This is a genomic window from Fictibacillus nanhaiensis (assembly GCF_023715445.1).
GTDB lineage: Bacteria > Bacillota > Bacilli > Bacillales > Fictibacillaceae > Fictibacillus > Fictibacillus nanhaiensis_D.
The window spans coordinates 293,456-316,900 of sequence record NZ_JAMBOD010000003.1 but is presented as its reverse complement, the minus strand read 5'-3'; the positions used below and the strand labels follow the sequence as shown (position 1 = coordinate 316,900).

The 23,445-nt window shown below is 38.9% G+C and carries 26 protein-coding genes; 17 read left to right on the top strand and 9 right to left on the bottom strand.

Annotated elements, in window-relative coordinates:
* The first annotated feature begins 270 nt into the window (after window positions 1-270).
* Both M3196_RS11750 and M3196_RS11745 read left to right on the top strand, forming a co-directional pair.
* Window positions 271-1,191, top strand: a complete 921-nt coding sequence (locus tag M3196_RS11750) for a DMT family transporter (RefSeq protein WP_251322487.1) — start codon at window positions 271-273, stop codon at window positions 1,189-1,191.
* A gap of 61 nt (window positions 1,192-1,252) precedes the next feature.
* Entirely contained in the window at window positions 1,253-2,686 is a 1,434-nt protein-coding gene (locus M3196_RS11745; protein WP_251322486.1) for a carbon starvation CstA family protein, read from the top strand.
* A 68-nt stretch (window positions 2,687-2,754) separates the two neighbouring features.
* On the opposite strand, the gene def is transcribed toward M3196_RS11745, so the two are convergent.
* A complete protein-coding gene (gene def / locus M3196_RS11740) occupies window positions 2,755-3,306 on the bottom strand; it encodes a peptide deformylase (protein ID WP_251322485.1) in 552 nt (183 codons plus the stop codon).
* A 545-nt stretch (window positions 3,307-3,851) separates the two neighbouring features.
* On the opposite strand from def, the gene pdhA reads away from it, so the two are divergent.
* The 5 genes from pdhA to M3196_RS11715 all read left to right on the top strand — a co-directional run bounded on the left by pdhA (window position 3,852) and on the right by M3196_RS11715 (window position 9,125).
* Complete coding sequence (gene pdhA / locus M3196_RS11735; RefSeq protein ID WP_251322484.1) at window positions 3,852-4,934, top strand: pyruvate dehydrogenase (acetyl-transferring) E1 component subunit alpha; 1,083 nt, start codon at window positions 3,852-3,854, stop codon at window positions 4,932-4,934.
* Between the two features lies 1 nt (window position 4,935).
* Complete coding sequence (locus M3196_RS11730; RefSeq protein WP_251322483.1) at window positions 4,936-5,913, top strand: alpha-ketoacid dehydrogenase subunit beta; 978 nt, start codon at window positions 4,936-4,938, stop codon at window positions 5,911-5,913.
* A gap of 106 nt (window positions 5,914-6,019) precedes the next feature.
* Window positions 6,020-7,351, top strand: coding sequence for a dihydrolipoamide acetyltransferase family protein (locus M3196_RS11725; protein WP_251322482.1), 1,332 nt, complete (start codon window positions 6,020-6,022; stop codon window positions 7,349-7,351).
* Window positions 7,352-7,355: 4 nt separating this feature from the next.
* Window positions 7,356-8,768, top strand: a complete 1,413-nt coding sequence (lpdA, locus tag M3196_RS11720) for a dihydrolipoyl dehydrogenase (RefSeq protein ID WP_251322481.1) — start codon at window positions 7,356-7,358, stop codon at window positions 8,766-8,768.
* Window positions 8,769-8,888: 120 nt separating this feature from the next.
* A complete protein-coding gene (locus M3196_RS11715) occupies window positions 8,889-9,125 on the top strand; it encodes a hypothetical protein (protein WP_251322480.1) in 237 nt (78 codons plus the stop codon).
* Here the strand turns inward: M3196_RS11715 and M3196_RS11710 are convergent.
* Both M3196_RS11710 and M3196_RS11705 read right to left on the bottom strand, forming a co-directional pair.
* Window positions 9,114-10,607 carry a glycine betaine uptake BCCT transporter gene (locus M3196_RS11710; protein WP_251322479.1) on the bottom strand — a complete coding sequence of 498 codons (1,494 nt, stop codon included), beginning with the start codon at window positions 10,605-10,607 and terminating at the stop codon, window positions 9,114-9,116. The two genes, M3196_RS11715 and M3196_RS11710, sit on opposite strands and share 12 nt — an antisense overlap.
* A 121-nt stretch (window positions 10,608-10,728) precedes the next feature.
* On the bottom strand, window positions 10,729-11,178 hold the full coding sequence (locus M3196_RS11705; RefSeq protein WP_251322478.1) for a DUF1885 family protein: 450 nt from the start codon (window positions 11,176-11,178) through the stop codon (window positions 10,729-10,731).
* Between the two features lie 217 nt (window positions 11,179-11,395).
* On the opposite strand from M3196_RS11705, the gene M3196_RS11700 reads away from it, so the two are divergent.
* Window positions 11,396-11,695: a DUF3055 domain-containing protein gene (locus M3196_RS11700; protein WP_251322477.1), complete on the top strand. Its 300-nt coding sequence runs from the start codon at window positions 11,396-11,398 to the stop codon at window positions 11,693-11,695.
* A 103-nt stretch (window positions 11,696-11,798) separates the two neighbouring features.
* Window positions 11,799-11,930 carry a GapA-binding peptide SR1P gene (locus M3196_RS11695; protein ID WP_338082944.1) on the top strand — a complete coding sequence of 44 codons (132 nt, stop codon included), beginning with the start codon at window positions 11,799-11,801 and terminating at the stop codon, window positions 11,928-11,930.
* Between the two features lie 35 nt (window positions 11,931-11,965).
* Here the strand turns inward: M3196_RS11695 and M3196_RS11690 are convergent, their stop codons facing one another.
* On the bottom strand, window positions 11,966-13,441 hold the full coding sequence (locus tag M3196_RS11690) for an aminotransferase class I/II-fold pyridoxal phosphate-dependent enzyme (protein ID WP_251322475.1): 1,476 nt from the start codon (window positions 13,439-13,441) through the stop codon (window positions 11,966-11,968).
* Between the two features lie 125 nt (window positions 13,442-13,566).
* Between M3196_RS11690 and M3196_RS11685 the strand changes: the two genes are divergently transcribed.
* A complete protein-coding gene (locus M3196_RS11685; protein WP_251322474.1) occupies window positions 13,567-14,529 on the top strand; it encodes an NAD(P)H-dependent flavin oxidoreductase in 963 nt (320 codons plus the stop codon).
* A gap of 102 nt (window positions 14,530-14,631) precedes the next feature.
* Here the strand turns inward: M3196_RS11685 and M3196_RS11680 are convergent, their stop codons facing one another.
* Window positions 14,632-15,261 carry a YktB family protein gene (locus tag M3196_RS11680; RefSeq protein WP_251322473.1) on the bottom strand — a complete coding sequence of 210 codons (630 nt, stop codon included), beginning with the start codon at window positions 15,259-15,261 and terminating at the stop codon, window positions 14,632-14,634.
* A gap of 167 nt (window positions 15,262-15,428) precedes the next feature.
* Here M3196_RS11680 and M3196_RS11675 point away from each other — a divergent pair, with 167 nt between their 5' ends.
* On the top strand, window positions 15,429-15,617 hold the full coding sequence (locus M3196_RS11675) for a hypothetical protein (RefSeq protein ID WP_251322472.1): 189 nt from the start codon (window positions 15,429-15,431) through the stop codon (window positions 15,615-15,617).
* A gap of 111 nt (window positions 15,618-15,728) precedes the next feature.
* Window positions 15,729-16,523, top strand: coding sequence for an inositol monophosphatase family protein (locus M3196_RS11670; RefSeq protein ID WP_251322471.1), 795 nt, complete (start codon window positions 15,729-15,731; stop codon window positions 16,521-16,523).
* 16 nt (window positions 16,524-16,539) lie between these two features.
* Here M3196_RS11670 and M3196_RS11665 read toward each other — a convergent pair whose 3' ends face one another.
* Window positions 16,540-16,710, bottom strand: coding sequence for a DUF5325 family protein (locus M3196_RS11665; protein ID WP_251322470.1), 171 nt, complete (start codon window positions 16,708-16,710; stop codon window positions 16,540-16,542).
* A 155-nt stretch (window positions 16,711-16,865) separates the two neighbouring features.
* Between M3196_RS11665 and typA the strand changes: the two genes are divergently transcribed.
* The 3 genes from typA to M3196_RS11650 all read left to right on the top strand — a co-directional run bounded on the left by typA (window position 16,866) and on the right by M3196_RS11650 (window position 19,358).
* Window positions 16,866-18,707 carry a translational GTPase TypA gene (gene typA / locus M3196_RS11660; protein ID WP_251322469.1) on the top strand — a complete coding sequence of 614 codons (1,842 nt, stop codon included), beginning with the start codon at window positions 16,866-16,868 and terminating at the stop codon, window positions 18,705-18,707.
* Between the two features lie 79 nt (window positions 18,708-18,786).
* Window positions 18,787-19,068, top strand: a complete 282-nt coding sequence (locus M3196_RS11655) for a YlaH-like family protein (RefSeq protein WP_251322579.1) — start codon at window positions 18,787-18,789, stop codon at window positions 19,066-19,068.
* Window positions 19,069-19,079: 11 nt separating this feature from the next.
* Window positions 19,080-19,358 carry a hypothetical protein gene (locus M3196_RS11650; protein WP_251322468.1) on the top strand — a complete coding sequence of 93 codons (279 nt, stop codon included), beginning with the start codon at window positions 19,080-19,082 and terminating at the stop codon, window positions 19,356-19,358.
* A gap of 430 nt (window positions 19,359-19,788) precedes the next feature.
* On the opposite strand, the gene M3196_RS11645 is transcribed toward M3196_RS11650, so the two are convergent.
* Window positions 19,789-19,989, bottom strand: a complete 201-nt coding sequence (locus M3196_RS11645) for a YlaI family protein (protein ID WP_251322467.1) — start codon at window positions 19,987-19,989, stop codon at window positions 19,789-19,791.
* A gap of 341 nt (window positions 19,990-20,330) precedes the next feature.
* Complete coding sequence (locus M3196_RS11640) at window positions 20,331-20,963, bottom strand: YhcN/YlaJ family sporulation lipoprotein (protein ID WP_276531340.1); 633 nt, start codon at window positions 20,961-20,963, stop codon at window positions 20,331-20,333.
* Window positions 20,964-21,100: 137 nt separating this feature from the next.
* On the opposite strand from M3196_RS11640, the gene M3196_RS11635 reads away from it, so the two are divergent.
* Window positions 21,101-22,435: a PhoH family protein gene (locus M3196_RS11635; RefSeq protein ID WP_251322466.1), complete on the top strand. Its 1,335-nt coding sequence runs from the start codon at window positions 21,101-21,103 to the stop codon at window positions 22,433-22,435.
* Between the two features lie 42 nt (window positions 22,436-22,477).
* On the opposite strand, the gene M3196_RS11630 is transcribed toward M3196_RS11635, so the two are convergent.
* Window positions 22,478-22,975: a peptidyl-prolyl cis-trans isomerase gene (locus M3196_RS11630; protein ID WP_251322465.1), complete on the bottom strand. Its 498-nt coding sequence runs from the start codon at window positions 22,973-22,975 to the stop codon at window positions 22,478-22,480.
* Between the two features lie 142 nt (window positions 22,976-23,117).
* Here M3196_RS11630 and M3196_RS11625 point away from each other — a divergent pair, with 142 nt between their 5' ends.
* Window positions 23,118-23,387, top strand: coding sequence for a YlaN family protein (locus M3196_RS11625; protein ID WP_425310996.1), 270 nt, complete (start codon window positions 23,118-23,120; stop codon window positions 23,385-23,387).
* The last annotated feature ends 58 nt before the right edge of the window (window positions 23,388-23,445 follow it).

Genomic DNA, 23,445 nt, shown 5'->3' with positions numbered 1-23,445 from the left:
AGTAAATAAATAATAACTGTTCGACGCGATGCTCTTTCCATTATAATGACAGTATCAATGGGAACTAGTTTAAGATCAGTTTTCCGTTATTATTCTGCTGCCTTACCCATTTCCTAAACTTTTTTAATAAACGTAATCTCTTTTTCATTTATTGCCCTCCGTTCGATTTTTTATTACATAGTATGCTTCAAACGTAAAGAGAATTTGAGAGGGAAATTGTGTCATTTTATTACAGGATAGCTGTTCAGCATTTCATACTAGGAGGATTTTATGAAACTTTATTCAGCACTTTTTATTCTAAGTTTGATCTGGGGCATGTCGTTTTTTTTTATTAAAGTGCTTCTCGATGTGTTTGATCCTTGGCAAATTGTATTTATCCGTTGTGTACTCGGGATTTTAACGATCATTCCGCTTTTCTTATTAACGAAACAAAAAATCAATTGGAGAGCGCTGCCTGTAAAAGCATTAGTAATCGTAGGATTATTAAATGCTGGTATTCCTTGGGGGCTGATAGCCTGGAGCGAAACATTTCTAGACAGTGGGTATACAGCGATTTTAAACGCGACTACTCCTATTTGGACGGCGATGATGGGAGTCGTTTTCTTTTCAGTAAAAATGCAGTGGAAACAGAGGGTTGGAGTGATGATCGGATTTGTGGGAATTATTTTCTTAATGGATGCCGATGCTCCTGGATTAACACAGAACCAGCTGTTAGTTGGAATCTTATTGATGCTGACCGCCACTTGCTGTTATGGCTACAGTTCACAGTATGCAAAAAAACATCTTCAAGGAACGACAGTTTGGATAACAGCCTCAGCAACACTTTTAGTTGGTTCTGTTTTAAGTGCCATTATGATGAGCTTTTCAGGGGGATGGAATGTAACTGGCAATACTGCTGACAGTAAAGTGATCCTTTTTTTAATTGGTCTTGGTGTATTTGGATCGGGTTTAGCTTATCTGTTGTACTATTATATGATATCTGCAGGTTCAGCTGAGTTTGCTACTCTTGTTACTTACCTTGTTCCGGTATCAGCTGTAATATGGGGAAGTGTCCTGTTAAATGAAAAGATTCCTCCAATCGCTTTTCTTGGATTGTTATTAATCTTCTTTGGGGTTTATTTAACAGGCAGGAAAAACATTCATCACCGATTCAAGTCTAATAAAACCGCACAGCCTAAACACTCAGTTTGAAATTGAGTGTTTTTTCTTTTTTGTGTACAATGTAAGCGTATACAAAAAGGAGGGAAAAAGGTTGATTACATTTTTAATCTCTATTGCTTTACTTGTACTTGGTTATGTAACGTATGGAAAATACGTTGAGAAAGTTTTCGGCATCAAACAAGACAGAAAAACACCAGCTTATGCTCAGAAAGATGGAATTGATTACGTTCCGATGGGGACTAAATCAAATTCACTCATTCAATTATTGAATATAGCAGGTGTAGGTCCTATCTTTGGTCCGATTATGGGAGCGTTATACGGTCCTGTGGCATTTTTATGGATTGTCTTAGGAGCAATTTTTGCAGGAGCCGTTCATGATTATTTAACCGGTATGATTTCTATCCGTAATCGTGGGGCGCATTTGCCGCAGCTGGCAGGAAAGTTCCTGGGTAAAGCAATGAAACATGTAGTTAACGGTTTTACTCTGCTTTTACTGCTATTAGTGGGTACCGTTTTCGTTAGTGCTCCAGCTGCGCTCATTCACAATTTAATAGGTAATTGGGTAAGTCTAAGTGTAATCGTAGGTCTGATTTTTGTTTATTATATTTTAGCTACGCTCCTTCCAATTGATAAAATTATTGGACGTGTTTATCCGATCTTTGGTGCATTGCTCGTAATAAGTGCAATTGGTATTGGGGGAGGGCTTGTTCTTACAGGAGCACCGGTTCCAGAATTGACGCTGCAAAACATGCATCCTGATAATGTTCCGATCTTTCCTCTTTTATTTTTAACGATTTCTTGCGGTGCTCTTTCTGGCTTCCACGCCACACAGTCACCGATCATATCAAGAACAACCAAAAACGAAAAAGCGGGAAGAAAAATATTTTATGGAATGATGATTGCAGAAGCCATTATCGCTATGATCTGGGCAGCGGCTGCAATGAGCTTGTTCGATGGAAAGTCGTTATCCGGAATAATTGCTGAAGGAGGTCCGGCAGCTGTTGTAAGCGAAGTTTCGGTAACGATGCTTGGAGCAGTTGGGGGAACACTCGCAGTTATTGGTGTGATTATATTACCGATTACATCAGGGGATACCTCATTTAGAAGTGCAAGAATGATTTTGGCAGATTATTTTAACATTGGCCAAAAGAAAATCACATCAAGACTTTGGATTGCGATTCCGATGTTTGTGATTTCATTTTTATTAACTAAGATTGATTTCACTTTGCTTTGGCGTTATTTTTCTTGGGCGAACCAGTCAACCGCAATGCTTGCATTATGGGTAGGGGCCATGTACTTAAAGCGAGCTCGGAAAAATCACTGGATTGCAACTATTCCAGCGATCTTTATGACGATGGTTACCACAACTTATATTTGTAATGCGCCTATCGGGTTAGGAATATCAATGAATGTATCATATTTGATTGCTGTAATAGTTACGGTAATTGTTAGTTTTCTTTTCTTTAAAAGTAAAACGACTGATAAAGATGCTATTTCAGTTGATGACGACCGTGAAGCTGCATAATCAGGTTTTGAAAAAAAGCTGGTCTCTGTTTGTGAAGAGATCAGCTTTTTATATGAATCTTTTTTTTATTATCTAAAAGTAACAGCGCTAGAAGGCGGTTCAAAGGGCTGCTTTTCATTGATGCGATCATAAAACATGATGCCATCTAAGTGGTCCAGTTCATGTTGAAAACAGATACCAGGCAGTCCCTTTAGCTTTAATTCAACTTCTTTTCCATCGGGTGTAAAACCTTTCGCTGTAACTTTTGCATAGCGTGGTACAAGCCCAGGAACATCTCTGTCAACTGAAAGGCATCCTTCACCGCCATCCAAATAAGTCATCTGAACAGAGTGACTGATTATTCTTGGATTTAATAGAGCGTAACTATATAAATTACCACTCTCATCAGTTACATGCATGGCAAATATTCGCTTTGGAACGCCAATTTGAGGAGCTGCAAGACCAATGCCAGGTCTTAAATTATACTTTCCGGCAACTGCAGGATCCTGGCTGTTTTTCACAAACTCCAGGAGCTGATTAGCAGTCTTAATGTCTTCTTCTGAGAACGGAACAGGTACTTCAGCGGCCTTTTGTCTAAGAACCGGGTTACCTTCTCTTACAATATCTTTCATTGTTAACACAAGCAAAACCTCCGTGCCTTAATTCGATTAATAGTAATTTCCTCTTATCATAACATAGAGAAATTTTATAAAAAAAGAACGCAAATAAAAAAATATTTCTTCTTGTTTTTCTAATTTTAATCCGTTTTTATACACATTCGACCCGCATTCAACTATTGACTGATACAGATGGAGTTTGTTTATGGAACAGTTTTATTAATAGGTGATGACAGGAATAGGGAGATGTCTATATTAAACAAGGTGGAATCTTTAATAAATCTATAGATTGACGGCATTTAACTGCTGGTGTAAACTAATTTACGTGATAAAGGTCGTTGTGTTACTCTAGATACATAACAAAGTAATACAGTTAGGATGCCGTAAGATGGTTTAGCTCCTGAATACAAGGGAAAACTTGAATTGGGACACAATGGTACGCCTAATAGCCTTTTTAAAATATAATCTTGTCTTAAAAATAAGGCACTTTGGGCAACCTGTAAAATGTGTGTGTGTTTTTAAGATCAGGGAAAATTGACAGGGTAAAAGAAAGGAAGAGGTGACTTTTCATGACGAAAACAATTGATGCTGTTCAAGATCAATTTGAAACGTTTCAGATTCTTTCTGAAGATGGAGAAGTAGTTAACGAATCAGCAATGCCTAAATTGTCAGATGAGCAGCTCCAAGAATTAATGCGCCGTATGGTTTATACGCGAATTTGGGATCAGCGTGCAATCTCTTTAAACAGACAAGGACGTCTTGGATTCTATGCTCCAGTTGCTGGACAAGAGGCTTCAATGCTAGGGAGTCACTTTGCATTAGATAAAGAAGACTGGATTCTACCAGGATACCGTGATATTCCTCAGATCGTATTTCATGGTTTCCCGTTATATCAAGCATTCTTATGGTCCCGTGGACACTTCCAAGGCGGACAGATTCCTGAAGGTGTAAACGTATTAATGCCGCAAATTATCATCGGTGCTCAAATTGTTCAAGCTGCCGGTGTTGGATTTGGTTTAAAGAAGCAAGGCAAGAAAAACGTATGTATTACTTACACAGGTGATGGCGGTGCATCTCAAGGTGACTTCTACGAAGGTTTGAACTTTGCTGGTGCTTATGCAGCTAACGCGATCTTTGTGGTTCAAAACAACCGTTTTGCGATCTCAGTTCCAGTTGAAAAGCAATCTGCTGCAAAAACAATTGCGCAAAAAGCCGTTGCTGCTGGTATTGAAGGTATTCAAGTAGACGGAATGGACGTACTTGCTGTATATGCAGCAACACAGCAAGCTCGTGAGCGTGCAATTTCAGGTGAAGGTCCAACATTAATCGAAACACTTACTTACCGTTACGGACCTCATACGATGGCGGGAGATGATCCTACACGCTACCGTACAAAAGACTTAGACAGCGAATGGGAAAAGAAAGATCCATTAGTTCGTTTCCGCAAGTTCTTAGAAAAGAAAAACCTTTGGTCTGAAGAGCAAGAAAATAAAGTAGTAGAAGAAGCGAAGGAAGATATCAAAGCTTCTATTAAAAAAGCTGATGGTGCGCCTAAACAAAAGGTTACCGACCTTATCAACTTTATGTTCGAAGAGCTGCCGTATAACCTTCGTGAGCAATTAGAACAATATACAGCAAAGGAGTCGAAATAATATGGCTCAAATGACTATGATTCAAGCAATTACAGACGCAATGCGCAATGAATTAAAAAACAATGAAAACGTACTTGTTTTTGGTGAAGACGTAGGTCAAAACGGCGGAGTATTCCGTGCGACTGAGGGACTTCAAAAAGAATTTGGAGAAGATCGTGTTTTTGATACTCCGCTTGCAGAGTCTGGAATTGGGGGACTTGCAATAGGTCTTGGGCTTACAGGTTTCCGTCCAGTAATGGAGATTCAATTCTTTGGCTTCGTTTTTGAAGTATTTGATTCAATTGCCGCTCAAATGGCTCGTATGCGCTATCGTTCTGGGGGGGTATATAACTCTCCTGTAACAATCCGTTCTCCTTTTGGAGGAGGGGTTAAAACTCCAGAGCTTCATGCAGACAGCTTGGAAGGATTAATGTATCAAACACCAGGGATCAAAGTGGTTATCCCTTCAACACCATATGACGCAAAAGGTCTATTAATTTCTGCAATCCGTGACAATGATCCTGTTGTTTATTTAGAGCATATGAAATTATACCGTTCATTCCGTGGTGAAGTGCCTGAGGAAGAATATACAATCGAACTGGGCAAAGCAGATGTGAAACGTGAAGGGAAAGACGTTTCTATCATCACTTATGGTGCAATGGTCCACGCATCATTAAAAGCTGCTGAAGAGCTTGAAAAAGAAGGCATTTCTGCAGAAGTAATCGACCTTCGTACGATCAGCCCGTTAGATATTGACACAATTATTGCATCTGTTGAAAAAACAGGACGTGCGATCGTTGTTCAAGAAGCTCAAAAACAAGCTGGAATCGGAGCGTTTGTTGTAGCAGAAATTAATGATCGCGCTATTCTGAACCTGGAAGCTCCTGTCCTGCGTGTAACAGCACCGGATACAGTCTTCCCATACGCATCTGCTGAGGATGTTTGGATTCCAGACCATCGTGATATTGTAGATAAAGCAAAGAAAGTCTACCATTTCTAAAATATAATTGAATGTCAGCTGAAAGGGTAGTTCATTAATGACTGCTTCTTTCAGCCTTTTCACATAAACGAGTAAAATAGATTGAACAAAATTGGAGGCGTTAACCGTGGCATATGAATTTAAGCTTCCCGATATTGGTGAAGGAATTCACGAAGGTGAGATTGTAAAGTGGTTTGTAAAAGCAGGGGACACTGTTAAAGAAGACGATATCCTGCTTGAAGTACAAAACGACAAAGCCGTTGTAGAAATTCCCTCTCCGGTAGACGGTAAAATTTTAGAAGTAAAAGTTGACGAAGGTACTGTATCTGTAGTAGGTGATGTCCTGGTTACAATCGAAGCTGAAGGGGAAATTCCAGCTGACGCACACGGCGGAAGCGATGAAACACCAGAACAGCCGAAAGCTGAAGAAGAAAAAGAAGTTACAGCTGACCAAGCAAAAGAAACCGACAATTCCGAAGCTAAAACAGATAAGACTGAGGACACTGCAAAAGAAGAGCCAGCTGATGAAACAAAACGTGTTATCGCTATGCCTTCTGTTCGAAAATACGCACGTGAAAAAGATGTTGATATTCGTAAAGTACAAGGTTCAGGTGACAACGGCCGTGTACTAAAAGAAGATATCGATAAGTTTGTAAGCGGCGGCGGAGAAGCTTCGGCCGAAGCACCTGCAGCTGACAAAGAGGCTCCAAAGGCAGATACTGCTAAGAAAGAAGCTCCAAAAGCTATTCCTGCTGGAGAAATGGAAACACGTGAGAAGATCAAAGGTATCAGAAAAGCGATCTCTAAAGCGATGGTTAACTCCAAACATACAGCTCCACATGTTACACTAATGGATGAAGTGGACGTTACTGATCTTGTTGCACACCGTAAGAAGTTCAAACAAGTTGCTGCCGATAAGGGCATTAAGCTTACTTATCTTCCATACGTGGTAAAAGCATTAACATCTGCACTTCGCGAATTCCCTGTGCTTAACGCATCAATCGATGATGCAAACGAAGAAATCGTGTACAAGCACTATTACAATATCGGAATCGCTGCAGATACAGATAACGGATTGATGGTTCCAGTTGTTAAAGAAGCAGATCGCAAGTCTATCTTCAAGATCTCTTCTGAAATCAATGAACTTGCTACAAAAGCACGTGATGGAAAACTTTCTGGTGAAGAAATGAAGGGCGGATCTTGTACGATTACAAACATCGGTTCTGCTGGCGGACAATGGTTCACTCCAGTAATTAATCATCCAGAAGTAGCTATCCTTGGTATCGGCCGTATCGCTGAAAAAGCAGTTGTTAAAGATGGAGAAGTTGTTGTAGCTCCAGTATTGGCACTTTCTTTAAGCTTTGACCACCGTCTGATCGATGGTGCAACTGCACAAAATGCATTGAATCACATTAAGCGTTTGTTGAACGATCCACAACTATTAGTAATGGAGGCGTAATTCGATGGTAGTAGGAGATTTTCCAATTGAGTTAGACACACTTGTCATTGGTTCAGGTCCTGGGGGATATGTTGCTGCAATTCGTGCTGCACAATTAGGACAAAAAGTTGCTATTGCGGAAAAGGCAGAAATGGGCGGCGTTTGCTTAAATGTCGGTTGTATTCCATCAAAAGCTCTTATTAATGCAGGTCATCGTGTTGAACATGCGAAGCACTCTGAAGACATGGGGATTAAAGCTGAAAACGTAACAGTTGATTTCAGCAAGGTTCAAGAATGGAAATCAGGCATCGTTAAGAAGCTTACTGGCGGTGTTGAAGGACTGCTTAAAGGAAACAAAGTTGAGATCATTCGTGGAGAAGCTTATTTCGTTAATGAAAATACAGTTCGTATCATGGACGAGAAGAACTCTCAAACATATACGTTTAAAAACGCGATTATCGCTACAGGTTCCCGTCCAATTGAAATCCCAGGATTCAAATGGAGCGACCGTGTGATTTCTTCAACTGGTGCACTTGCTCTTAAAGAAGTTCCTAAGAAGCTTGTTGTTATCGGCGGAGGATATATCGGTATGGAACTTGGTACGGCTTATGCTAACTTCGGTACTGAAGTTACAATCCTTGAAGGAAGCAAACAGATCCTTCCGGGCTTCGAAAAGCAGATGAGCCAAGTAGTTTCAAAGCGCTTGAAGAAAAAAGGCAATGTGGAAGTTTTTACTGAAGCAATGGCTAAAGGTGTAGAAGAAACAAAAGACGGTGTTACAGTAACTGCTGAAATCAAAGGTGAGTCAAAAACATTTGAAGCAGATTATGTACTCGTAACAGTTGGACGCCGTCCAAACACAGAAGAACTTGGTCTTGAGCAGGTTGGTGTTGAAATGACTGATCGCGGTCTTATTAAAATCAACAAGAAAGCTCAAACAAATATTAACGGCATCTATGCAATCGGTGATGTAGTTGAAGGGCCAGCTCTTGCACACAAGGCTTCTTATGAAGGTAAAGTGGCAGCCGAAGTAATCAGTGGACATGCAGCAGAAATTGATTATATGGCAATTCCAGCCGTTGTGTTCACAGATCCTGAACTTGCTTCAGTAGGTTATGATGAAAAGTCTGCTAAAGAAGCAGGTTTTGAAGTGAAAGCATCTAAGTTCCCATTTGCAGCTAATGGACGTGCGCTATCTATGAACGAGACAGATGGCTTCATGAAGCTGATCACTCGCAAAGAAGATGGACTAGTTCTTGGAGCTCAAATCGCTGGTGGAAATGCATCTGATATGATCGCAGAAATTGGATTGGCAATCGAAGCAGGCATGACTGCAGAAGATATTGCAATGACAATTCACGCGCATCCAACTTTCGGAGAAATTTCAATGGAAGCAGCAGAAGTTGCGATTGGACTGCCTGTTCATATCGTAAAATAATTAAATGGCAAACCCCTTGCAGAGCGCATATGCGTTTCTTGCAAGGGGTTTTTTCATGCAATCATATAATAGCAATCGTTTCATACCATTTAATTATAAAGATGTACATGGGAGGATAACATGAACGTATTGCTGTGTGCTGTTATTCAAATTCTAGTGTGGTGCGGATATTCATTAGTGCTTTATCTTTCTCATCATGACCATTCCTTTTATGAAAGTGTGCTTTTAATTATGTTTTCTTATTTTAATTTTCTTGTGGGGATCAGATTTTTTCAAAACAAAACCGCTGCAATGAATATAACCATATTCTTTACAGCGGTCTATGTTATGGGTAAAAGTATTATTTTATCCTTTTAATTTTTCTTCAGACAGGGCTTTTTGAAGTGAGATCATCATGAATATCATTACAAAAGCAAATGGAAATGCTGCGATGATAGAGGCTGTCTGCAGCGCTTCTAAACCTCCTGAGTATAGTAATATAGCCGCTGCAGCAGCTATAACGATCCCCCAGATAAACTTTGTCATTGAAGATGGATCTAACCGGCCATGGCGAGTCTGCATGCCTAAAACAAACGTCGCAGAGTCTGCAGAAGTAATAAAGAATGTACTTATTAAGAATATAGCCAATATAGACATAATCATGCCAAACGGTAGGTTTTCAAATAATGCAAATAAAGCAACTTCAGTACCTTTATCTGTAATAATCTTATTTAGACCCACATTCTTAAAGATTTCAAGATGCAATGCCGCTCCGCCAAAAATGGAGAACCATAGTGCTCCGAATAATGTAGGGACAAGCAACACACCTAAGATGAATTCACGAATCGTTCTTCCTTTAGATACACGCGCGATAAAAGTACCGACAAATGGAGCCCAGGCGATCCACCAAGCCCAATAGAAGACGGTCCACCCTTGTATCCAGCCTGCTTCACTCGGTCGGAAAGGACTTAGCTTCAAACTCATACTTGGCAAATATTGAAGATAATTGCCCAGTGACTGAACAAAAACATCCATTATAAAATTAGTGGATGACGCAAACAGCAGGAACGCCATTAATAAAACCGCGAGCAGTATATTAAGGTTGCTTAAATATTTAATCCCTTTATTTAGGCCAGTCTGTGCTGACAAAGTAAATAATACGGTTACGACAGCAATAATAATAAGCTGCGTTGTAAAGTTATTCGTAATATCTGTTAAATAGGATAGCCCTCCGCTTATCTGTACGGCACCAAGTCCAAGTGAGGTTGCTACTCCAAATATCGTGGCAAGTACAGCGATGATATCAATCGTCTTTCCAATTGGACCATGCACTTTATCACCTAACAGTGGAATAAAGATAGCACTGATCAAACCAGGTGCACCTTTTCTAAATTTAAAATAAGCCAGTGACACTCCGATTAGTGTGTAGATGGCCCAAGGATGCAGACCCCAGTGAAAAAAGCTGTAGCGCAATGCTGCTTGTGCTGATTCAGCGTTGCCCCCTTCACCTGAAGGCGGAGCATAAAAGTGGCTGATAGGTTCGGCAACTCCCCAAAATACTAAACCGATTCCCATTCCGGCACTAAATAACATCGCAAACCAGGTAACAGTATTATAATCAGGTCTGTCATCGGGATCGCCGAGTCTAATCTTTCCATACTTGCTGAACGCTAAGTATAGTACAAAAATTAAAAAGCTTGTAGCAGATAGAAGATAGAACCATCCAAACTTGTCTTGCAGAAAGTTTTGAACAGCTGTAGCACGGGCTTGAAATTCGGCAGGAAATAAGAATCCTATGATAATAAAGATCACAGATAATATCAGTGAAATGATAAAAACAGTGTTTGGTTGTTTTTTCATTTCTTCACATCCTTTCACGTATGTAATAATGTTATGATTCCCTATGGGCCCCAAAGTTTACATTTTAGTAGAAATAAATTAGGAAGTCCAATCATGTGATTGGACTTCCTGTAGAACGTACTTATTTTTTTAGGTAATAATACATAACTCTTCCATTAAAAAGATGAAGCTCACCCTTTAATTTTGAAGCTAAAAATTTGCAGAACTCATTTGCTTTTCCTTTATCTCCATGTGTCGAGATGTCTGTCAGCGAAACTTGTATGTAGCACTTTTGATGATCTTGGTGCTCTGAATCATCTTCTATTTGTTTATCATTCTCAAATCCGACACCGATTAAAATATATCTATTCTTCCTTGGATCGATGCCTTTTAAATAAAACCATTTGTTAGTTGCTTCTTCTTTTTCTTCAATCGTATAAGGAAATGCCGCTTCAGAGTATCCCCATGAAAGCTGTTCACCTGTTTTGGCGGTTATTGATTTGTAATACATTAGCATGTCTTTAACTTCATCAATGGTTACGATTTGTTTTTCGGATGCAGGAACTAGCTTGATAAAAGCGTTTTGGGACATTCTAACTCACTCCAGTTAGTCATTTTTAACAATATTCATACATAGAATAGTTTATCATATTTTATGAAGATTTTGACAATATTAGTTTATGGTTATTGAAAAAAGGGAATTACTCTTACATTCAATTAGAGACCTTTTAATTTTTCCATTTAAAACGTTAACAGTTGTTACACCACCCGATCGATGAACATTTTCTTATCATACGAGGAGGGATAACATGGAATGGTTTGAAAAATTGTATGACGAGAGTGAATCCGTTAAGGTAAGGTTCGTTGGATTTACAACAGATACAGTGAGATATGATTTTGGTATTGTATACACTAATATGTTTTTTGGGAAGCCACTGGTAGTATGCATGCAGACAGGAAGATCAGCATTGCTTGATTCTAATGATATGCGAAATCTTGAGTATATTAAGCAGGTTTTTCACATAAAAAGCCTTAAAGAAGCGGAAGATCTTGCCCTTTTCTTTGAAGAAGCAGTTCCACATCTCCCGGTATTAGAACAATACGATTAATGAGCACATTTTTTTAATGTGTTATACTAAAAGGGTTGACAAACCAATTGTGACATAATATTATACAGATATAAACGTAAGCGCTTTCAAAATGTGAAGGGAGATGGAACGGATGGGAGTAATCATTTGCCAAACGTGTGAAACAACAATAGAACATTTTGAAGAGGAAAAAGTAACGACTTTGTATTCTAAATCTTGTCCACATTGCCAAGAGCAAGATAGATTAAAGAAATAATAAAAAGAAGACCTGCTCAGGTCTTCTTTTTATTTTTATCGTATAGCTACTTGTTCTTGGATGACTTTTAAATAATTTAAATTGGCGTCCTCTGGTCCTTGAACTGGCAAACCTGCTTCAAGGTTTTCTTTAATGTAAGCTAAGTTTTCATTTGTAATGATTTCTCCAGGAATAAAGATAGGGATTCCTGGCGGGTAAACCATCACGAACTCAGCGATAATTCTACCAGCTGACTCTTCAAACGGTACACTTTCTGTATTGGCATAAAAAGCATCTCGTGGAGAGAGTGCAAGTACAGGAATGTCTGGAACATGCACCGGTAATGATTTAATCTCTTCCGTTTTTGAAGAGCTTTTTTCTTTTGAAAGCTTAGTTAATGCTTCTACAAGAATCATCGTATCTTTCTCATGATCAGCCGTTGTAATCAGGCACAGAATGTTATAAAGATCGGATAATTCAACTTCAATGTTGTAATTTTTGCGAAGCCAGGTCTCAACCTCATAGCCGGTGATTCCCAAATCTTTTACAGAGATCAGCAGCTTCGTTGGATCATAGTCAAAGGTAGCAGAAGTACCGAGCTTTTCTTCACCAACACAATAAAGGTTTGGAATCTCGTTAATTTTTTCTCTTGTTTGACTAGCAAGTCTGATCGTTTTTTCAATTAAAGTATAACCTTCAGTTGCCAGACGTCTGCGCGCAGCATCTAATGAAGCTAAAAGAATATAAGAAGTTGATGTCGTTGTCATCATGCTCAATATCGTTTGTATACGTTCTGGCGAGACAAGTCCTTCTTTTACATTTAAAATAGAACTGCCGGTGAGTGATCCTCCAAGCTTATGAACGCTAGTTGCTGCCATATCGGCTCCTGCCTGCATAGCCGAAAGCGGCATATGGTCATGGAAATGGATCAATACCCCATGCGCCTCATCTACTAGAACTGGCACGTTAAAACGATGCGCTACATTTACGATGCCTTTTAAATCTGCCGCAAAACCAAAATATGTTGGATTGATTACCAAAACTGCTTTTGCATCAGGATGCTGGTTTAAAGCCTTCTCCACACTATCAGGAGTAATACCGTGGGAGATGCCTAATTCGGGATCAATCTCTGGATGGATGAAAATAGGTGTAGCTCCAGAGAAAACAATAGCGGTCATAATCGATTTATGAACATTTCTGGGAACAAGGATTTTATCTCCTGGAGAAACAACAGACATGATCATCGTCATGATGGCTCCAGATGTTCCTTGTACGGAGAAAAACGTGTGATCAGCACCAAAAGCTTGCGCTGCAAGTTCTTGTGCTTGTTTAATCATACCTTTAGGATGATGAAGATCATCTAGAGGTGTGATATTGATTAAGTCAATGGAAAGAGCGTTCGGTCCAATAAAGTTTTTGAATTCTTCATCCATTCCCTGACCTTTTTTGTGGCCTGGTATATGGAATTGCAGCGGGTTTTTATTTGCATGTTCACGCAAGCCTGTAAATAAAGGAGTTTCATGTTGAGACAATTTATACTACACCTCATCTATCGTTAACTAAAGTTTTCATTTTTATATTTATAAAACAAAAGAAGTATAACAGAAAATGCATGAAGATGTAAGTAAATGATTTAATTTTCAGGAGGAGAGAGCACATGTTTAAAACACGTGTAACAACTTTGTTAAATATTGAACTGCCGATCATTCAGGGAGGTCTTGCATATTTAGCATATTCGGAACTGGCGGCAGCTGTTTCAAATGCGGGAGGGCTAGGACAGATTACGGCTATGTCACTACCTGACAGTTATGCTTTAAGGGATGAAATTAAAAAAACAAAGAAGAACACAAAAAAGCCTTTTGGTGTAAATTTTGCCATTGGACAGCATGGTAGATCTTATGAAGAACAGCTCGAAACCGCGATTGAAGAAGGAGTAGAGGTTATAAGTATTACTGGCGGAAATCCTGGCCCTGTTTTAAAAAGGTTAGAAAACACTGGCATAAAAACATTAGTTCTTGTATCAAGCAAGCGTCAGGCATTAAAAGCAGAACAGCTCGGGGCAGATGCTGTAATGGCAGTTGGGCAGGAAGGCGGAGGGCACATCGGGAAAGAAGATACAGGCACATTTGTACTAATTCCACAAATTGCAGAAAGCTTATCCATTCCTCTGATTGGTTCTGGTGGCATAGGGGATGGAAAAGGAATGATGGCTGCACTCGCGCTAGGTGCAGAAGGAATCGAAATGGGCACGAGATTTATTGCAACAAAAGAATGTGTTCATGCACACGCTGCTTATAAAAAATGGATCATTGAAAGCTCGGAGAATGATACTGTCGTAATAAAAAGGAAATTAGGGATGCCAGGGAGAACGTTGAACACTCCTTTTGCACTTAAGATTCTAGAAGAAGAAAATAGGAATGGAACATACGAACATCTGAGGGACTATATCAGCGGTGAAGCGAATCAGAAATTTATTTACGAAGGAAAAGGGAATGAAGGCTTCGGCTGGGCAGGACAAATAGCAGGAAGGATTAATGAGGTATTATCTGTGGAGGAATTGTTCATTCAAATCAAACAAGAAGCAAAAGCTGTCCATCAAAAATGGAACAGCCTATTCTAACACTTTTCTTACAATAGTGATACATACCCATACATTTATGCAATACGGCAATATACTAGTGGTAAGAAGCAGTTGAACTTCTGCTTCCTGCCACTTTTTTTATTACAGATTTTTTTTCAAGTGATATAGGGGTAACAGGGTTTTAAACGTTTCAGTGATGCGGCTGTACCATTCGTCTTCTGTCATATTCACCGCTTCATCCTTAGGAATATGAACGCCGCATAGCAATTCTGCTTTTTTCACTGAGCTGAGACGTTCAGCCATTTCTTTTAATTTATCCTTTTTTACTTCACTGTGTTTAAAACTTTCTGGCTTTGTGTGATCATCAGACCAGACATAGGAATCAGGAATGTCTTTTTTAATCTTATGAAGCTTTTTTAAAAACACCTTTCCATATGAATCTTTTATCGGTGATTCATAAATAAGTGCAAACCAGATAAAAACATGCGTTTCAAACAATCCAATCTGAAAATGTGGCAGCATTTTGTACCCTCTTTTATTAGGAGCAAAAGCAACCCATGTATCTTTTGGGGGATTTACAGTACGCCTAGCATGTTTTGCAACATGATAGAACATTTCCTCACCAGTTAAACCTGTAAGTTCATCAGCAAATTTATTGCCAAGCGCCTCTAGCTTAGGGCGAATAATAGTAATGATTTGATCCATACGCTGCTCAAGACCATCTGTCATAAATACATTGAAATCTTGTTCCTTAAATCCGTTAAAATTCATGAATGTTTCCTCCTGATTTAAAAACGATACAAAAGAAGTTTATCACAGAAGCAATTCTATAAAAAAATGTTTGCTTTAGATTCCACTAAGTGCCGTTTCACTATACATCAGTCATTCATAAAATATATAAAAGATGAATACGAAAAAAGAAAGGATGTGCCGGCGATATGAAACAAGTAATGAATACCTTAAAAAGAACGGATGCAGAAAGAAGAATTCCAGTTTTAAAACTTGAGATTGACTACGAATTAGTTACATTGTTTGATGCCTTAAAATCAAAAGATCAAAAACAAATCAATGATTCTAAACGTAAGCTCGAACGATTAAGGCTGGAGCTCGTGAGACTTGAGGCATGATTCAAAGAAATAGCGGGTAGCAAAAACGAATCCATCATGAACGGATGGTTCGTTTTTTTGTGAACAAGTCGGAATTGACATATACTAATAAGAAAGGCAAGGGGTGAAATCATGAAAAATGAAGAATGGAAAATGATTGAGAAGCATGCTAAAGCTTGGACACTCGAAGCGGCAGAGCTATTAAAGGCGTCTTTTGAAAATACGTTAACGATTACATACAAATCACATATTGCTGACCTCGTCACTAATATGGATAAAGCAATCGAAAAGTTTTTTATCGAAAAAATACAAGAAATGTTCCCTGATCACAGAGTTATTGGTGAAGAAGGATATGGAGATGATATCAAGGATAAAGCGGGTATTATTTGGATTATTGACCCGATCGATGGAACCACAAACTTTATCCATCAGCAGTCTAATTTTGCGATCTCCATTGGAATTTATGAAAACGGAAAAGGAAAGATCGGGTTGATTTACGACGTTGGCGGAGAAAATCTCTATTTTGCCAAAGATGGAGAAGGGGCATTCTTAAATGACTATGAGCTTCCCCGATTAGATAAAGCTTCTCTTTCTGAAGCGGTAATAGGAGTAAATGCTACATGGGTGGGTCCGAATAAAAGGATTAATCACGAAAATGTGCAAGAAATAGTCCGAAAGTCCAGAGGTACACGTTCATACGGCTCTGCTGCCATTGAACTCGCATATGTTGCATCAGGAAAATTAGATGCGTATATGACAATGAGATTGTCGCCTTGGGATTTTGCTGCTGGTCTGATACTGCTGAATGAAGTTGGCGGAATTGCAACGAAAACGGATGGGAAACCAATACAGCTCCTTGAACAAAATAGTATTCTTGCGGCAAAACCAGGTTTGCATGAAGAACTTTTAGGATATTTAATAAAATAAAAACGAAGAGAGCTTCTTATGAACGCTCTCTTTGCTTTTTCTTTAACGAAAAACCGTATCCCATTAATATGAAAACAGAAACGATGGATATGATAAATATTAATAAACTTTTTTCACCGATCGCTACGCCAATTCCACATATCGCAAGTGCAGTAAGTAAAGCAATAATCAAGAAAACTACGTTCATGATGACCTCCAGTGTAAATAAATCAGCCGATGCTGCATCATAAGTGTAACGAATTTACATAAAAAGAAAAAGCCTTTAATTAAATTTGTGATATAATAGTCAAGTTGAACAAAAAATGATAAGAAAAAGAGATAGGATATAAGGAGAGAATAATTTTGAATAGAAGAGATGATTTACGCAATATAGCGATTATTGCCCACGTTGATCATGGTAAAACAACCTTGGTTGACAAGCTGCTTCATCAGTCAGGAACATTCCGTGACAATGAACAAGTTAACGAACGTGCAATGGACTCAAATGATTTAGAACGTGAGCGCGGTATTACAATCTTGGCTAAAAATACAGCCATTAATTATAATAACAAACGTATTAATATCATGGATACACCTGGACACGCCGACTTTGGCGGTGAAGTAGAGCGTATCATGAAAATGGTAGACGGTGTTTTGCTTGTTGTAGATGCGTATGAAGGATGTATGCCTCAGACTCGCTTTGTATTAAAAAAGGCGCTTGAGCAGAAATTAACGCCTATCGTAGTTGTAAACAAGATTGACCGCGATTTTGCTCGTCCAGAAGAAGTTGTAGACGAAGTTATCGATCTTTTTATCGACCTTGGAGCAGAAGAAGAACAGCTTGAATTCCCGGTTGTTTATGCTTCAGCATTAAAAGGAACAGCTTCAATGGATCCAGATCCAAGCAAGCAAGATGAAGATATGACAGCATTGCTTGATACAATTATCGAAACGATTCCAGCACCGGTCGATAACAGTGCTGACCCGCTACAATTCCAAATTACGATGCTTGACTACAACGACTATCTTGGCCGTATCGGCATCGGACGTGTATTCCGCGGTACGATCAAAGTTGGACAAGCAGTATCTCTTATGAAGCTTGATGGATCTGTGAAGAAGTTCCGTGTAACAAAGCTGTTTGGTTTCCTTGGTCTTAAGCGTATTGAGATTAATGAAGCTAAAGCTGGAGATCTTATTGCGGTATCTGGGATGGAAGAAATCAATGTTGGTGAAACAGTATGTCCTGAAGGCCATGAAGAAGCTCTTCCAGTACTTCGTATTGATGAGCCAACACTTAAGATGACTTTCTTAGTAAACAACTCTCCATTTGCTGGACGTGAAGGAAAATGGGTAACAAGCCGTAAAATTGAAGAACGTTTAATGGCTGAATTGGAAACAGACGTAAGTTTGCGTGTTGAAAATACAGACTCACCTGATGTTTGGACAGTTTCAGGACGCGGAGAGCTCCACCTTTCAATCTTAATCGAAAACCTTCGCCGTGAAGGGTTCGAACTTCAAGTTTCAAAACCTGAAGTAATCGTTCGTGAAATTGATGGTGTAAAATGTGAACCTGTAGAGCATGTTCAAATCGATATTCCAGAAGAGTATACAGGTGCAATCATGGAATCTTTAGGTGATCGTAAAGGTGAAATGAAGAACATGATAAACAATGGTTCTGGACAAGTTCGTCTTGAATTCATGGTACCTGCTCGCGGATTGATCGGTTATACAACTGAATTCTTAACACAGACTCGCGGATACGGTATCCTGAATCATACGTTTGACAGCTATCAGCCAATGGTTGCTGGAAATGTTGGCGGTCGTCGTCAAGGTGTACTAGTTTCCATGGAAAACGGGAAAGCTTCTCAATACGGAATAATGGGTGTTGAAGACCGAGGTACCATTTTCATTGAACCAGGAACTGAAGTTTATATGGGTATGATTGTTGGGGAACACACACGTGAGAACGATATTACGGTTAATATTGTTAAAGTGAAACAAATGACGAACATGCGTTCAGCAAATAAAGACCAAACAGTAAGTATGAAAAAACCGCGTATTATGTCACTTGAAGAAGCACTTGAATACTTGAATGATGATGAATATTGTGAAGTTACACCTGAAAGTATTCGTCTTCGTAAAAAAGTGCTTGATAAGAACGAACGTGAAAGAGTAGAGAAGAAAAAGAAACTTGCTCAAGGCTAAACTTAACTTTTAAGAAGCGGGAGTGGGAATCGTGGAAGAACAAGAAATCATGAAAGCGACAGGGGAAGATTCATCTTCCATGGCTTTGCTGCTGGGGATCGAGAATGACCCTGTCAGAGCTTTTCTGCTGTTATATATCGTTATTACAGTCTTGAGTATCATTGTTTTTAAATTAGGATTCGCAAAGAAATTGCCGCCTTTAAAATCAGCATTGATCTACTTATTCTTAATAATCGGATGTATGCCCTTAGCGTTCTTTGGAATCGGACTGCCGGTTGCAGAAGGGTTAATTGTGGCAGCACTAATCCTTATTATTTACAAAGTAAGATTATATCGAAGTAAAAAGAAAGCAGCTAAATAAGGGGGTTCATCATGAAGCTAGTCGATGCTCTTTCAAATTGGTTAAGCATTAAAAAGGTGCATGAAGAACGGCCTCACGATTTAGCAGCAAAGGATACTTTTGAATTTTTTAGTGAAATCCTAAAAGACGACCATCAAGTTAACATTCAATCTGTAACTATTCAGGGTCATTTTTACATCGTAGAATTTAAAGCAGAAGGCGTTGAGAGAACAGAGCGGTTTTTTGTTGATGCTGTAGATGCTTTATATGAAGGAATTATAAATGAACCAAGATTTAACGAGGGGTGCTGATCAATCAGCACTCCTTTTTTTATGTATATATGAAACCAAGTATCCAATTAATAGTGCATATAAAATGTGTCCGATAATCCACAGTGTAAATGGAAAGAAAAATGGAGGGAAGAACGGCTTTGAAATAGCCATTTGATAAAGGGGAAAAAAGGTAAAGGACATAATAGCATTAATGATTACAGATAGGAGAAATGGATGAGAAAATCGTTCATAAAGTATATCAATGATAGCGATCAGAATAACAGATATGAATAGATGCATAACAAACTGAACAGGGACAGAATAAATAATGGTATCAGGTAAAGGCAAAAAATCAATGTTCAGCAAAAAAGTATAAAGTTTGATTTCCAGCCCTCTTTCTATCCAATAAAAAAAACAAGCCAGCAAAGTGCCGGCGATCGTGCCAAATATAAACCAGTTTATTAACCGGTTACCAATCATTGTTCGTATCGGGACTTTTATATAGTGTAAAATTACCTGTCGCTTCCCGCTGTGCTGTTTTTCGCGTGATCCGCTCTTTGCATGGCTCGCACATAAACGTGTGTATCGGTCTGTTTCTTAGTTTTTTTGCAAGTATACATTCGTTTTCAATAACTTCAATTGTATCGCATAATACGCATTTTACACGCATCGTATTTCACCTCTTTCAATCAGTATACCATAAAGGAAATTGTAAATTAAGCAAGGGAATTGAAGTACTCCAGAGAAGATTGAACGTTTTTGTGTATTTCAAGAGGACTATAACAAAGTATGTGCGTCTGATAACGACATATATCATGAGATTTTTGGTAACTTCTGGATAATCCCGCATTATTTTAAAAAATCCCACGTTAATTTAAAGAAACCCTCGTTATTTTAAAAAATCCCACGTTAAATGAAAAATACACGATTTTCGACATAAATCGTCAATTTATTTTCATAAAAAAATGACTGATAAAGGCTGAGTTCATCCCATATCAGTCATCGTAATGTTTAGCTCTCGTTTAATCGCTGCGGCTGATTCTTATCGGATTTTTCATGCTTTTTCTGATTATCTTTCAGCTGACGCTCTTCTTTTTCTGAAAGCTGGCTGTTATTTGTTTCTGTAGGCGATGGCTTTTCTGTTTGCAGGCTGTGCGGAACTTGTGGCATCAAACGGCCGACGATTCCAGCGAGCTCATTTGCGATTCCCCCTATAGGATGTCCCTGGCGAATCTGTTTTCCCATCTGACGCAGTCTTTCTGTTGTATCAGGATCTGCAGTTACAAGAGCGTTTTTTCCATTAGGATCATTTTTTAGAGCTTCTGCTACAGAGTATTTGATAGAACCTACACGAGAATTATCGAGCTTACGATCAACATCGATTCCTACAACTGCGTATGGACCTAATACAACTGCAGTTGCATCTTCAACACCTGGGATACCTGTAGCCAATCCTACGAGATGTCTGGAAATTTCCTGTGAACCTTTGGGCTGATCAGGCTTTTTGCTTTCAGCTGTTTGATTCACTTTTGTAAGACGCGGTATATTTTTATCAGCTTGAGCATTATCATTATTTTTTTCATTCATGCAGCCAAACAGAACAAAGATTGCGCATAATACAGCAGCAATACGGAATGTCTTCAATCATATCAGTCCTTCCAAGTCATTTCCGTTATTTTTTGTACATTCTTCTAACTTTATTCCTTAAGACATACATTTTTAATAGATAGTCCATAAAAATGCACTTTATAAATAGGATTACATTTAAGTCAGGAGGCTGAATGTTGAATAAACGATACGTCCTAGATACGAACGTGCTGTTGCAGGATCCTTATTCGATACAATCTTTTGGAGATAGTGAAGTAGTCATACCTGCTGTCGTGTTAGAGGAAGTGGATTCCAAAAAACGTTACATGGACGAAATTGGAAGGAATGCAAGAGAAGTTTCCCGCTTGATTGACCGGGTCAGACAAAATGGAAAGCTTCATATAGGGGTGCCGCTGGAAAACGGGGGAAAGCTTCGTGTAGAACTTAACCATAAATCGTTTCAAAGGCTTCAGGAAACATTTGTTGAACCGACGAATGATAACCGGATTCTTGCGGTTACTTTAAATCTGCAGCAGCAGGAAGAGGAAAAAAATAGCGGTATTAGGGTGATTCTGGTTTCAAAAGATGTACTAGTCCGGGTAAAAGCCGATGCCCTCGGCCTAGAAGCTGAGGATTTTTTAAGTGACAGGGTCATTGATAAGAATGATCAGACCTATACAGGCTATAAAGAGATCTATGTGCAAGGAGATCTGCTGAGTAAATTTTATGAGAAAAATGAATTGCAGCTTATTGAACTAACAGGACATTCATTTTATCCACATCAATTTGTTATCTTAAAAGATGTTTTTAGGTCTTCTGTTTCAGCACTAGGAAAAGTTGACGAATTCGGAAAAACTCTCAAGCCTTTGCGATATGATTCTGAACAGATTTGGGGAATACGGGCAAGAAATGTGCAGCAAAAAATGGCTTTTGAACTATTGCTGCGAAAAGACCTGCCGCTTGTTACTTTGATCGGTAAGGCCGGGACGGGTAAAACATTAATTACTCTTGCCGCTGCATTGCTGCAGACAGAAGACTTAAAAGATTATATAAAATTATTTATCGCACGCCCTATTGTTCCTGTCGGCAAGGACATCGGCTATCTGCCGGGGGAGAAAGAAGAAAAGCTTAAACCATGGATGCAGCCGGTCTATGACAATCTGGAATATTTATTTAACACGAAAAAGCAAGGGGAGCTTGAAAAAATCTTGGCTGGCATAGGTTCGATCCATGTTGAAGCACTTACCTATATCAGAGGGAGAAGCCTTCCTGATCAGTTTATTATAATTGATGAAGCCCAAAACTTAACGAAGCATGAAGTAAAGACTATCCTAACAAGGGTAGGGGAAGGAAGTAAAATTGTACTGCTTGGTGATCCTCAGCAGATTGACCATCCTTATTTGGATGAATTTACAAACGGATTAACGTATGTGGTGGAAAAATTTAAAGACCAGTCTGTCAGCGGCCACGTCCGGCTGGAAAAAGGAGAACGTTCTTCGCTAGCGCAGATCGCTGCTGACCTTTTATAATGAAAAAAGACAGCTCTCGGTTGAGCTGTCCAGAGATCTTCTTTATTGAATCGTAATGGCTGTAATATGCTTGATCGGATTTTCTTTGTTGCTTCCATCACCAAAGTAAAAGTGAACAGGACCGTCTGTTTTTAACGGTTTTCCGTTTTCGGAAAAAGCCAGATATCCTTCTTGAGCTTCTTTAAGTGTGATTTCTACGTTACCGTCCCCTGACTTAAATGTTACTTTCTCTGCGTCAGGGTGCGGTTGTGCATTATAGATGAAGTACGACAGCGAAATAGCAAAGGAACTAGTTAAGAGCGTTTCCTTTAAGGTTGTTTTTGGTTTTTGTTTTTCAGAAGGTGGAACAGCGCCTTCCTGCAATTCTCTGTCCCAGTGAGCAGAAACATCTTTTAAATATTTTTCTTGTTCACTTTCTTTATTATTTTTCCGGTCAAACAGCGTATTCAGGTCTTCTTTTCTATCGTCAAAAATCCAGACACCCGGATCTAATGTTAAGGGGTAGTTTACCTTCCCGTTAAGTGCAACTATAAATTCCATATAAGCCTCCTTGAATTGTAAACGCTATTAAAAGCATAGCATGATTATGTGAATACTGTAATATGTTGATTTTTTTTATTTAAACCTTTATATTTAAAGGTAGAAATTCGTGCGAACGGAGGGATGATCATTGTCAGCTGAGATGGCAACTGGACATCGGGAAAGAGCATTTGAACTATTAAAAGCAGATGCAGACAAAATCCTGAAATTGATTGAAGTTCAAATGGAAAACTTAACTATGCCACAATGTCCCCTCTATGAGGAAGTATTGGATACGCAAATGTTTGGTTTATCCCGTGAAATAGATTTTGCAGTCCGCTTAAATCTGGTAAATGAAGAAGCGGGAAAACAGTTGTTAGAATCGCTCGAAAAGCAGCTTACTGCATTGCATGATGCTTCTATGAAAAAATGATACACAGCCAGTCCGAAATACATTTGGACTGGATTTTTTTATATTTATAAAGAATTAT